The 12,271-nt window shown below is 42.9% G+C and carries 11 protein-coding genes; 3 read left to right on the top strand and 8 right to left on the bottom strand.

Going from position 1 to position 12,271, the window contains the following annotated elements; all coding sequences use genetic code 11:
* On the top strand, positions 1–3,364 hold a 3,364-nt coding region (locus HRT75_RS07890), incomplete at its 5' end, for a LamG domain-containing protein (protein WP_291184840.1).
* Positions 3,365–3,517: 153 nt separating this feature from the next.
* Complete coding sequence (locus tag HRT75_RS07885; RefSeq protein ID WP_291184838.1) at positions 3,518–4,759, top strand: ABC transporter permease; 1,242 nt, start codon at positions 3,518–3,520, stop codon at positions 4,757–4,759.
* Between the two features lie 42 nt (positions 4,760–4,801).
* Here the strand turns inward: HRT75_RS07885 and HRT75_RS07880 are convergent, their stop codons facing one another.
* The 4 genes from HRT75_RS07880 to rpsF all read right to left on the bottom strand — a co-directional run bounded on the left by HRT75_RS07880 (position 4,802) and on the right by rpsF (position 6,439).
* Positions 4,802–5,272: a DUF6495 family protein gene (locus HRT75_RS07880; RefSeq protein ID WP_291184834.1), complete on the bottom strand. Its 471-nt coding sequence runs from the start codon at positions 5,270–5,272 to the stop codon at positions 4,802–4,804.
* 61 nt (positions 5,273–5,333) lie between these two features.
* Positions 5,334–5,789, bottom strand: a complete 456-nt coding sequence (gene rplI, locus HRT75_RS07875) for a 50S ribosomal protein L9 (RefSeq protein ID WP_291184831.1) — start codon at positions 5,787–5,789, stop codon at positions 5,334–5,336.
* Between the two features lie 12 nt (positions 5,790–5,801).
* Entirely contained in the window at positions 5,802–6,101 is a 300-nt protein-coding gene (gene rpsR / locus HRT75_RS07870) for a 30S ribosomal protein S18 (RefSeq protein WP_198356562.1), read from the bottom strand.
* Positions 6,101–6,439, bottom strand: a complete 339-nt coding sequence (gene rpsF / locus HRT75_RS07865) for a 30S ribosomal protein S6 (protein WP_087525154.1) — start codon at positions 6,437–6,439, stop codon at positions 6,101–6,103. Before rpsF ends, rpsR begins: the two co-directional genes overlap by 1 nt.
* A 227-nt stretch (positions 6,440–6,666) precedes the next feature.
* On the opposite strand from rpsF, the gene HRT75_RS07860 reads away from it, so the two are divergent.
* Positions 6,667–7,380, top strand: a complete 714-nt coding sequence (locus tag HRT75_RS07860) for a LytTR family DNA-binding domain-containing protein (protein ID WP_087525565.1) — start codon at positions 6,667–6,669, stop codon at positions 7,378–7,380.
* Here the strand turns inward: HRT75_RS07860 and priA are convergent.
* The 4 genes from priA to nadC form a co-directional block, all read right to left on the bottom strand.
* On the bottom strand, positions 7,377–9,827 hold the full coding sequence (priA, locus tag HRT75_RS07855; protein ID WP_291184826.1) for a primosomal protein N': 2,451 nt from the start codon (positions 9,825–9,827) through the stop codon (positions 7,377–7,379). The genes HRT75_RS07860 and priA overlap by 4 nt on opposite strands.
* 61 nt (positions 9,828–9,888) lie before the next feature.
* Positions 9,889–10,464, bottom strand: coding sequence for a chalcone isomerase family protein (locus HRT75_RS07850; RefSeq protein WP_291184823.1), 576 nt, complete (start codon positions 10,462–10,464; stop codon positions 9,889–9,891).
* Positions 10,465–10,490: 26 nt separating this feature from the next.
* Positions 10,491–11,402, bottom strand: coding sequence for a YihY/virulence factor BrkB family protein (locus tag HRT75_RS07845; protein WP_291184821.1), 912 nt, complete (start codon positions 11,400–11,402; stop codon positions 10,491–10,493).
* Positions 11,399–12,256: a carboxylating nicotinate-nucleotide diphosphorylase gene (gene nadC / locus HRT75_RS07840; protein ID WP_291184818.1), complete on the bottom strand. Its 858-nt coding sequence runs from the start codon at positions 12,254–12,256 to the stop codon at positions 11,399–11,401. The genes HRT75_RS07845 and nadC overlap by 4 nt, the downstream gene beginning before the upstream one ends.
* Between the last annotated feature and the right edge of the window lie 15 nt (positions 12,257–12,271).

Genomic DNA, 12,271 nt, shown 5'->3' with positions numbered 1-12,271 from the left:
AGATTTCGCAGAAGTTTCCAATACCAGATATTGGTTGGGACGCAGTCAGTACTGGAACGGTAGCTTTGGAGGTAGAATTACGGAAGTAATCACCTACTCTGCCACTAACACAGACGGTTCTATGACTGACAATCGCAATAGAATTCAGTCTTACCTAGCGATCAAATACGGAATAACCTTAGGAGTCAATGGAGTTTCTCAAGACTACGTAGACTCCGATGGAAACGTGATCTGGGATCAATCCTCTGACGGTGGTGCCTTTAACTGGGATATTGCTGGATTAGGACGTTCTGACGCAGCTGGACTGATGCAAAAGCAATCTAAGTCTGTAAATGCGAACACGCTTGTAACTATGGGTATGGCCAATATCGAATCCACAAACAACGCGAATACCAATGATCTTACAGATGACGAATCGTATTTGGTTTGGGGACACGATAACACCAGCCTAAACGCTGTTGCCCCTATCATTGTTGATATGAGTGATGGTGTGCCAGGATTGACCACTATCGTAGAATTTACTTCTGTGGAACGCACTTGGAAGGTTGTTGAGACCGGTGGTGATGTTCAGAAAGTAGAAGTATCTGTGCCAGAAGCGCAATTAGCAGCTACTTTGGATCCACCGGGTGAATATTTAATGTTCATCTCCGACACACCGACCTTTAACCCAAACTCAGAATATCGCATTATGCGATTGAATGGAGGAAACTTAGAAACTACCTACGATTTCAACGGCACCAAGTACATTACCTTTGGATATGCCCCAGAGAACATCTACGTGCGCTCCGTTGACTTTGACGGTAGTGTAGATTATATGGATTCTGATAATTTCCTAGATCTAGATTCAGATTTCACCCTTTCTGCTTGGGTCAAGCGTGATGCTGGTACTGACAGAGACATCATTTCCAAACGTAATACAGCACCTTACACTGAAGGCTACGCGGTTAAAATTGATGGAAGTGGACATGCTCAAGCTATGTGGACGAACAGCGGCGGAGCCGTACAAAGTTTAACATCATCTGTTGAGATTCCTACCGATGAGTGGCACCATATTGCTGTAACTTATGACGGAACTAACGCACGCATTTATATTGACGGTGTTTTAGACGTAACTGGCCCAATGGATGCTCCAGTGAGCAACTCTCAACACTTCTTGATCGCAGCTGCAGACTATGAGAATCCAACCAATTTCTGGGATGGAGGCATTGATGAGGTACGCGTTTGGGATACAACATTAGGAGAAAATCAGATCCGATTCATTATGAATCAAGAGATCATTGAGCACTCAGATAACACGGTAACTGGTAGTATTCTGCCTCAGAGCATTTCGCTTAATGAGGTATCCTCAATTCCATGGGGACAACTTATGGCCTACTATCCGATGACCACCTATACCTTTACCAACATTAAGGACGAGTCCGGAAACGGAAATACAGCGGCTATCAAGAATTTGGATACTGTTGACTTCCAAACTGCACCACTACCCTATGAAACAGATGATGATGGTGCTTGGGATGATACGAACACTTGGGCGAATAGTAACGTACTCTATTTACCAGGAGCCCTATCCATTGTTGACAATGCAACGCCAATTGATTGGACGATATCTAGAGTTGATCACGAACTTACAACGTCCAATAACACCACAGTATTAGGTGTTTTTGTAAACGTTGGTGCTGAGATTCTTGTGGACAACAACAATAAGTTTGAAGTATCACACTATTTAGATCTTGCCGGATTTATCGACCTTCAAGGAGAATCTCAATTGATCCAAACACAAGGAAGTGATCTAGAAGCAACTAGTGCTGGTTATATTGAAATTGATCAAGGGGGTACAGCAGATACGTACACCTATAATTATTGGAGTGCACCTACCAGTACATTCTCCTCAACAAGCGTAAATGAAACATTCAATATTAATCGTGTCCTACGTGACGGTACGGATGTGAATAATCCTGTGTACGTGAATTGGGTGGGTGGCTATAACGGTGCGCCAACCACTCCGATCTCCCTGTCCGATTTCTGGTTATTCAAATACGATAACCACCCTATCGGAGATTACAGCTCATGGCAATACCTCGGTCAATGGGGTGCACTAGACGCTGGACAAGGATTTACCATGAAAGGCCCAGGTTCTGGTGCCGTTACAGATATTCAGAATTACACCTTTACTGGAAAGCCTAATAACGATCAAACAGGATACGAGATACAACTCTCAATTTCTGGTGGTAACAACTATCTGGTCGGTAATCCGTTTGCCTCTGCTTTGGATTCGCATGATTTTATCGCCGACAACCCACACCTAGACGGTACCTTGTACTTCTGGGAGCACTGGGGAGGTGGATCACATATCTTAGGTGAATACCAAGGTGGATACGCTATGTATAACCTTTCCGGAGGAGTTATGGCTACCAGTCACCCTGACGTAAGTACTGCAGGTGTTCCTACTAAAACTCCAGGACGTTATGTAGCGCCAAGTCAAGGATTCTTTGTTGCTGCGGATACTAACGGTACCATAGAATTTAACAACAGCCAGCGTAATTTTGTTCGCTCCGGATCAAGTTCAGTTTTTGTCTTTACCGATGACTCCTACGCGGTGCCATCAACACCATCGACAACGACATACAGCGAACCAGACGACAGCGAACTAGACGCACCGGACATGCGTCCTAAATTGCGCATTGGTTTTGATTCTCCAAAAATGTTGCACAGACAACTGCTCTTGACCATTGATCCGAATACTACTTTGGATTATGATCGCGGGTATGATGGACGTTTGTTTGACGATCTAATTGAAGATCTGAACTGGGATATCGCTGGTGAACGTTATGTGATCCAAGGAATTCCAATGATAGAAGGAAACAGCAGTGTGGTACTTCCACTAATTGCTGAGATTGCAGAAAGCGGAGAATTCACCATTGGTCTTGACCAAGCCGTGAATCTCAATGAAAAGATCATTCCTTATTTGCGTGACAAGAAGTTCAATATTTACACCAATCTTTTAGAAGAGGTGTACACGGGAACTATTGACGCGGGAATGCATCTGGATCGTTTTGAGATCATCTTGAGAAGAACACCGAGAAACCGAGATATTGATACGAGCATGAAGTCTGTGGAATCGGCAGTTTACGCAATGCATCAAAAGCAAGCTGCTCAAGTGAGCGTAATTACTAAAGAAGCTGATGAAACCATCTCTACAGTAGAGGTCTACTCTATCCTAGGTCAATTCATTGGACGTTATAACTACAGCGGCACTAATCCGCAGGAGGCTTTCTCTTCAGCGCAAATGGCCACTGGAACTTATATCCTTAAGACGACAACGAATACAGGAACTCATACAGTTAAAATCTTGATTGAGAAGTAGTTTAAACTTTAATTCATAACCAAAAGGCGGGAATCCAATGATTCTCGCCTTTTTATTTTCTTACCAGCCTGTTAAAGGACATTAAATCCGATTCGATATTTTGTAACTTTATCCTTTATAATTCGTCATATAACGCAATTAAAAGCCTTTACCATGTTTTCATTATTCCGTGAGAATGTTCGAATTGCGATGGATTCCATCCGCAGTCAACTCCTTAGAACCATTTTAACGGTAGTAATCATAGGAATAGGTATTTGGGCCCTAGTAGGCATCTTAGCGGCTGTAAAAGCCTTAGAAAACACGATTTCTAGTGACTTTGCCTCTATGGGAGCTAACTCGTTTAACATTCAGCGCTACGATTTCACCTCCCAGGGAAGACGCGGTGGCGAACGCCAAAAGATCAACCCGATCATCAGCTATCGGGACATTAAAGAATTTCAAGACGCCTACAACTACCCTTTTACCCGTACCTCGGTCTCTTTCCGAGGAACCAGCCGTGCGGAAGTGCGTTACGAGGGCAATAAAACTGATCCCGAAGTACAGGTATACGGCGTAAATGAAAACTACCTAAACAATACCGGTACCGAGGTAGAAAAAGGACGTGACTTCAATGTTTTTGATATTCAGAACAACGTCAATGTTTGTTTGCTCGGAGCGGATTTTAAAAAGACCTTGTTTGAGGGCACTGACCCTATTGGTAAGACTTTGAGCATTCGCGGAGTAAAGTTTAAAGTGATTGGGCTCTTAGAATCTAAAGGAGCTACTTTTGGCAACAATCAAGACCTTAAGGTGCTGATTCCTATTCAGCAAGCCAGAAGCATCTATACGGCTCCTAACATCACCTACACCATCAGCGTTATGGTAGATGACAAAGAATACCTGGAAGGCGCACAAAGCGATGCTATTGTCACCTTTAGAAATGTGAGAGGCCTCTCCCCTGTTGAAGAAAACAATTTTGGACTGGAACGCAGTGAGGACTTGATCAACAGAATTGCTGAAATTACTGGCGTTTTAGAGTTTGCAGCCTGGTTTATTAGTGCAATCACCATATTTGGCTCCTTGATCGCTTTGATGAATATTATGCTGGTTTCTGTGACGGAGCGTACCCGTGAGATAGGTGTTCGCAAAGCTTTAGGAGCAAAACGCTCTACTATAGGTACGCAGTTTTTAATGGAGACCGTGGTTATAGGTCAGCTAGGAAGTATCTTGGGAATTCTCTTAGGTTTGGGAACAGGTTTGGCCTTTGCTAAACTGGCCGATTTTAACTTCAGTATTCCTTGGGGTGCCGTGATCGCGGCGACCATTATCACCTTTTTAGTCGCTGTTGTCGCAGGTTCTTATCCCGCCATGAAAGCTGCCCGATTAGACCCTATTGAAAGTCTTCGATACGAATAAATTAATGCTTTAGGAGAAGTCGATTAACTCTCTTAATTTGAGTTAATTAATGATTTCATCAAGGGCCTCAAAAAGCTCCTTGCTGGCAATGTGCGCCCCTTGCTGGATTAAACCGAAAATTTGCTCATTTCTACCTGAAGCTAGAGCTTTAGTTCCCGTTTGTAATTGAACCGAATCATCTTGAATATTCTCGATTAGCCATTGTCGCCCTTCGGCTGTGGTGAGATCTGCTGCTCCCGAAGGAATTCGCGCATGGATCATTCGCATTTGATCATCCTCAACAGCTATACAAAACACCTGATCTGGGCTTGCATTCTCTAAGTACTTCGCTGCACTGAGCGCTCCCTCCCAAACCAGATCACTAAACAAATCCAATTCAGCTTCAGCAACCTCAGGCTTTTCTGCTTTGAGTTGCTGCCATTCGTCTGCCGTAATGCTTTGCGTGGCTAAAAAGCGGGTGAACTCCTCTTGAAGCTCTTCAAACTGTTCTTTGGTAAGTCTTGTATATTTCATCCTTTCAAAAAAAAAGGCCTTCTGTCTAAACAAAAGGCCTTTTACTATTGTTGTGGGCTAATTAGCTCTTAGCCTCTGCTACTACGTCAAAAGTTAAGTTAGCAATCACGTCTCTGTGGAAACGCACTTTGGCTTCGTATTGCCCGGTACGCTTGATGTTTCCACCTGCTACAGAGATGAATTTCTTCTCGATGCTCACTCCAGCTTTTTCCAAAGCCTCGGCTACGTCTGCGTTGTTTACAGAACCAAAAAGTTTATCACCTTCACCAGCTTTAGCAGTGATCTTTAACTCAAGGCCGTTCAATTTATCAGCCTCTTTAGTCGCGTCGTCAACCAGCTTCTGCTCTTTGAAAGCGCGTTGCTTCAAAGTCTCTGCCAATACTTTCTTAGCAGATGAAGTGGCTAGGATCGCATATCCTTGAGGGATCAGGTAGTTTCTACCGTATCCGTTCTTTACAGTAACGATATCGTCTGTAAACCCAAGATTTTCTACATCTTTCTTTAATATAAGTTCCATGACCGTACTGTATTATTTTAATAGATCCCCTACGTATGGCATAAGTGCAAGGTGACGTGCTCTTTTCACAGCTACTGCCACTTTACGTTGATACTTCAAAGAAGTACCTGTCAAACGACGAGGAAGTAATTTACCTTGTTCATTCACAAACTTCATCAAGAAGTCTGGATCTTTATAATCGATGTACTTAATACCGGACTTCTGGAAACGGCAGTATTTCTTTGCCTTTGTAGTCTCGATGTTAAGCGGCGTCAAATAACGGATTTCACCGTCTTTTTTGCCTTTTGCTTGTTGTTCAATGCTAGACATGATTAAGCGGTTTTAGCGTTACGTTTTCTTCTTTTCTCTGCCCATGCGATAGCGTGCTTGTCTAAACGTACTGTCAAATAACGCATGATGCGCTCGTCACGTCTAAACTCTACTTCTAATGGGTTGATCACTTCACCAGGAACGGTGTACTCGAACAAGTGGTAAAATCCACTTTTCTTGTGTTGGATAGGATAAGCAAGCTTCTTAAGCCCCCAGTCCTCTTTTGAAATCATCTTAGCTCCGCCAGAAACCAAAAAATCTTCGAATTTCTTTACTGTTTCCTTTATCTGTTCTTCAGATAAAACGGGATTCAAGATGAAAACAGTTTCGTAATGATTCATACTTTGTGTTTGAATTAAATTTAAGTCTCTCGTTAAAGAGGGGGCAAAAATAGCACTAATTATAGAATATTCAAAGCCTCACTACTCTTTAATTTCCTACATTTTAGCCTTACAGTTTTGACAGATAAACGTAATTTTAACACCATTTATCGTTAAGTTTCGTTAAGAAATGTTGTCGTTCATCGATAATTTGTGTATAATTGTATGTTACTAAATCTATTATTGCCTTGGAAAAAACCGTACTTAACTGTGCTATAGTTGACGATTCCAGCCTACAACGTCTTTCTATCGTCAAGCTTATCCAAAACCACCCCTCGCTCAATTTAGTAGCCGAGTACAACAACGCTATTGAAGCAAAGATGGGGCTCTTGGACACACAAATCGACTTGATATTCCTTGATATCGAGATGCCGATCTTATCGGGATTCGACCTACTCGATGACCTGAGCGTTAAGCCACAGATCATTTTCGTTACTGGGAAAACCAAATACGCCTTTAAAGCCTTTGATTATGATGCTGTAGATTATCTGCGTAAGCCAATTTCAAAGGAACGCTTCCTAAATGCGGTACACAAGGCGATTACCAATCACAGATTGCACAATGAAGATGGTTTTGACGATGAAGACTTCATCTTTGTAAAAAGTAACTTGAAAAAGCGTAAAGTATTCTTAAACGAACTTCGCTACATTGAGGCTTTAGGAGATTACGTAAAACTGGTTACTGAGCATGATTCTCTGGTAGTGTTGTCTACCATGAAGAATTTTGAATCGCTCTTGCCAGCAGATCGCTTTTTGAGAATTCACAAATCTTACATTGTAAATCTGGATAAGGTAGAGCGCTATAACAGTAAAGTTATTGAGATCGACAACGATCAGTTGCCGCTTAGCCGAAACAGAAAGACCCAATTGGTAGAAGCGCTTACTGCATCCATGAAGGCCTAATACGGATCTACATCTACAATTAGTTTTATTCGCGCAAAAGGTTTTTGCGCTTCAAAGTTGCGCACCAGCTGCCCAACCTTTCCTTTGTATGCTTTTATTCCAGCTTGTATCGGGACTTTAAGCAATACATGGCTTAAGTATTCATTCCGAATTCTGCCTACAGGAGGGATCTCTGGTCCTAGTACGCCATCATTAAATTGTGCTTCCAAAGCTTTGGCGAACCAACGGGCGCCGTTTTGCATCGATTCAAAATTTCGGTGTTTGAAGGTAAAACGGATCAATCGATTAAACGGTGGATAACCGTAATGTCTGCGCTGTTCCATCTCATCTTTAAACATTCCATCAAAATCATGCGTGGTCACTTGCTGAAGGATCATATGCTCCGGATTGTAGGCCTGAATCAAGACCTTACCGCGATCTTTAGTACGCCCTGCCCTACCCGCAACCTGACTCAGCAATTGAAAACTGCGTTCGTGTGCGCGAAAGTCTGGAAAATTCAATAGCGTATCGGCCTGCATAACACCCACTAAACCAACGGCTCTAAAATCAAGGCCTTTTGCCAGCATCTGCGTTCCCACCAAAACATCGATCTCTCCCTGTTCAAAGGCGTGAATGAGTTTGGCATGCGCATGCTTGCCTTTAGTAGTGTCTTGATCCATGCGAGAAATACGAGCTTCTGGCAGCAATTCCTGCAGTTCATTCTGAATCTGCTCCGTTCCAAAGCCTTTAGGATCCAGAGTCATACTGCCGCAGGCGCCGCATTGCTTGGTAATGGGTGTTGCATATCCACAGTAATGACACCGCAGTTGTCCTTTGGCTTTGTGATAGGTCAAACTCACGTCGCAATTGGGACATTGTGGAGCACTTCCACAGGTCATACATTCCATAATTGGAGCAAAACCTCTTCGATTCTTAAAAAGAATGACTTGTTTGTTTTCTGATAGGGTTTCTTTAATAGCCTCTAACAGCGTGTCCGAAAAATGCCCTTGCATGCGTTTCTTGCGATTTTTATCCCGCAAGTCTACCAATTGTGTATCTGGCAGCAAAACCTTCCCAAATCGCTCCTTAAGGCTTACCAAGCCATATTTCCCTGTGCTTGCATTGTGATAGGATTCCAAGGCTGGTGTTGCAGAGCCCAAAAGAACTTTAGCCTCGCTTAAGGCTCCGAGCACTATTGCGCTGTCTCTGCCGTGGTATCGTGGAGCCGGACTATACTGTTTGAACGAATGCTCGTGTTCTTCATCTACAATGATGAGCCCCAAGTCCTGAAAAGGCAAAAAGACCGTAGAACGAGCCCCTATGACCAGCTGTGCTTTTGCATCTTGCCGCAGTACCTGATTCCATACCTCTACCCTTTCGTGTACGCTGTAACGTGAATGGTACACCCCTACGCGATCTCCAAAATAGTATTGCAAACGGCTTATGAGCTGGGTAGTCAAAGCGATCTCTGGCAACATATATAGTACCTGTTTACCAGCATCGAGCATCTCTTCAATAAGTTTTACGTAAACCTCGGTCTTTCCGCTGGAAGTCACTCCGTGAAAAAGACAAACAGATTTACTAGAAAACGCTGTTCTTATTTCATCTAAAGCCTTTTGCTGTGCCTCTGATAGACCTTTTGAGGCTGCCGTTTCTTGTTCCCACAGCGCCTTACGATCGGTTTGTTTCTTTTCTTGAATGACAATTCCCTTATCAATTAAGGCTTTTAAGGGCGCTACACCACCAGATAACGCAGACAAAAGCTCTTGTCTTTTAACCGCTCCCGACTGTCTTGCGCTAAGCATAAAGAGTTGCATAAGCACTTCCTTTTGTTTGGGAGCGCGTTGCATTTCATCCAAGAGTGCGGTCAGAACGGCCTCCTCTTGATATTCCGGTGCCAATTGAAGGTAAGATACCATTTTAGGGATGTACTGCTCATAAAGCGTCTCTACTAAAGCCACGCGGTTCTTATCGATCAAGGCTTGAATAACTCCAAGGACCTGCTTTTTCTCAAGTAAATTCCTTACATCATTGAGATGCAGTTGCTGTCTGTTCTCTAAAGCCTCAAGTATTAATTCTTCCTGAGTAGAGAGTGTAGCTTCCGTATACGGGCGCTCCGTTTGTAGCCGAATGATCGTCTCACTTTCTAAAAGAAAAGCTCCCGGCAAAGCGGCGCGCATAACCTCCCCCATACTGCAGAGGTAATAATCCGCGATCCATTGCCAATGTCTAAGCTGGGTTTGGGTCACCAAAGGATGCTCATCTAAGATCTGATCGATCTCCTTGGTCTCATACATCTGAGGCGGCGTTTGATGCACCCGATACACGATTCCGGTATAGATCTTGGACTTTCCAAAAGGAACTGCCACACGGTGCCCGGGCTTTAGAAAATGTGCCTCGTGAACATTTACCGCATAGGTAAATGCCTGCTTGATGGGAATGGGCAGTATGACGTCAATAAAGTACATGAAAACAAAAAAGGCTGTCGCGTTAACGACAGCCTAAAAGTACGTAATAATGTGAGCACAATTAGTTACCCAACATTCCTTTTTTAAGTTTTTTATCAGCTGGTGCTTTCCCCAACCAGATTCCAAAAAGGGCCTTCTTAAATTCCATTCCTGGAATCACTCCCAATTCGTTTCCGTTCTTATAGCAAACCACGCCGCGCCCAGTTTGATAGGTAATGTCAAAAACATCTTTTTCAACGATCTCATCACTGAAAAAACCTATGAATTTTTTGATCTCACTGTCCAAGGAAGAAGTATCTCCTCTCATGGAAGCATCAAAACCATCGTTAACTGCTTCAATCATTGCATCACTCGATACAAAGCTTGAAGTGATCACCAATTTCATGGCCATATTCTGATCAGCATTGATAATGCTTTTAGCGTCTTTCGACTTTGATTCCAGATACAATCCTCCAGAATACAATTCGAGTACAAAAGCCTTCTTTCTGATTCCTCCTCCGTTGAGTACCAAATCAGAACCTCCAACTTTCATAGTGTTTGGAAGCATCACGTCTCCTACTTCTGTCATTCCTCCGTTCTGTGCAAACCCAAAATTCATAGAGAGTACAGCGATCATTAATACCAAAACTCGTTTCATAAGTCAATAAAATATTTAAGTAATTATTAGTGTTTGTTTTTCAAAGCTCTCAAACTCGCATTGAGTTCAAAGCCCAGTAAAAGTAAGTTAGAATTTAACCAAATATACAGCATCATTATTAAAAGGGCTCCAATGGAACCATAAAGCTCGTTGTAATTGGAGAAATTATTGATATAAACTCCAAAGAGATAGGTGGTTAACATGAATAGCAAAGTCGTTACCAGTGCACCGATGGAAAAGAATCTGGACTGTCGCCCATCCTTTACACCAAAGTAGTACAACACGGCTACAACCATATAGACCAAGAGCACAAAGACAAAATAACGCACTGCGGTTATCCAAACTACTTCATCGCTAATGTAGTCTTCTTGCTTAAGCATACTGATCAAATATTCACTGTATACCGCTACCACTACACTAAAAAGCAACAACAATGCCAAAAAAATCGAAACCAATAAGGCTACCCAATACTGCCTGAAGAAATTGCGGTTGATATTCACATGAAAAGAGTACTCAAAACCGCTAAATATGGAGTTTACGCCATTGGCCATTACCAATAAGGTCAGGATAAAAACAAAGGACAATAAGCCACCACGTGGATTGGCTGCAATATCCTCAATTACTGGAAAAAAGAAATCAAAGGTCTGCGCCGGCATCAACTCGCCAATAAAATCCAGAAAACGGTCCTGGAAGTTCTCAATGGGCACATACGGAATCAAATTCAGCACAAAGAGCAAAAAGGGAAATATGGCCATAAAGAAGCTAAAAGCAATGGCTCCCGCTCTGCTGGAAAAGGTCCCTTTTACAATACCTACGGCGTAGGTCTTTAATAAATCATACAAGGACAAGCCCTCAAAACCCGGCAGTAATATCTTATCGCAAAGGCGCATGGCCCCGCTAACTACAGGTGTGTTTTGTAAGCGTTGTTCTATGCTCATATAGCTTTTAAACTCAGGTCTAAGTTGTGAACCGAATGGGTCAAGGCACCACTGCTGATGTAATCCACCCCGCATTCTGCATAGGCTCTTACTGTTTGAAGCGTAATCCCTCCAGAGGATTCCGTCAGACATTGATCACCAATTAGGGCTACTGCCTTTCGGGTATCTTCATAGTCAAAGTTATCGATTAAGATTCGATATACCCCCTCATGCTCTAAAATTTGGGCTATTTCATCCAAGGCTCGGGCCTCAACAATGATCTTGAGATCCAAACGATTTTCCTTTAAATACTGCTTGGTCACTTCAATGGCTTTAGCGATTCCCCCGCAAAAGTCGATGTGATTGTCCTTGAGCATGATCATGTCGTAAAGCGCAAAACGATGGTTCTCCCCGCCTCCTATCTTAACCGCCCACTTTTCCAAAGCACGGATTCCCGGAGTTGTTTTTCGGGTATCGAGGATCTTGGTACCCGTCCCCTCTAAGAGTTTTACATATTCATTGGTCTTTGTAGCGATAGCGCTCATGCGTTGCATAGCATTGAGCACCAAGCGTTCTGCCTTTAAAATAGACTGAGAGTTCCCACTTACATAAAAGGCTTTGTCTCCGTATTTTACTGGAGTTCCATCGGTTATACGAATGTCGATTTCAAGACCGGGATCTACAAATTCAAATACCTTTTTGGCGAATTCAACGCCGGCTAGAATCCCTTCGTCTTTAACTAATAAGCGCGCCTTCCCCGTGGCATCATAAGGAATACAGGCTAATGAGCTGTGGTCACCATCACCCACATCTTCACGAATGGCATTGGCGATTATCAGATCAATTTCTTTGTCAAAGTCTTTTTTGGAGATCATTTAATGAAGTGTTTT

Origin of the sequence: Gilvibacter sp. (genome assembly GCF_013214815.1) — a bacterium.
Lineage (GTDB): Bacteria > Bacteroidota > Bacteroidia > Flavobacteriales > Flavobacteriaceae > Gilvibacter.
Note: the sequence above shows the minus strand (reverse complement) of the source record. Positions and strands in the feature narration are given on the sequence as shown.

What these genes read in the sequence shown, in the direction of transcription:
- HRT75_RS07885 (WP_291184838.1), top strand. Translation starts at nt 3,518, where the DNA reads ATGTTTTCATTATTCCGTGAGAATGTTCGAATTGCGATGGATTCCATC.
- HRT75_RS07880 (WP_291184834.1), bottom strand. Translation starts at nt 5,272, where the DNA reads ATGAAATATACAAGACTTACCAAAGAACAGTTTGAAGAGCTTCAAGAG.
- rplI (WP_291184831.1), bottom strand. Translation starts at nt 5,789, where the DNA reads ATGGAACTTATATTAAAGAAAGATGTAGAAAATCTTGGGTTTACAGAC.
- rpsF (WP_087525154.1), bottom strand. Translation starts at nt 6,439, where the DNA reads ATGAATCATTACGAAACTGTTTTCATCTTGAATCCCGTTTTATCTGAA.
- priA (WP_291184826.1), bottom strand. Translation starts at nt 9,827, where the DNA reads ATGTACTTTATTGACGTCATACTGCCCATTCCCATCAAGCAGGCATTT.
- HRT75_RS07850 (WP_291184823.1), bottom strand. Translation starts at nt 10,464, where the DNA reads ATGAAACGAGTTTTGGTATTAATGATCGCTGTACTCTCTATGAATTTT.
- HRT75_RS07845 (WP_291184821.1), bottom strand. Translation starts at nt 11,402, where the DNA reads ATGAGCATAGAACAACGCTTACAAAACACACCTGTAGTTAGCGGGGCC.
- nadC (WP_291184818.1), bottom strand. Translation starts at nt 12,256, where the DNA reads ATGATCTCCAAAAAAGACTTTGACAAAGAAATTGATCTGATAATCGCC.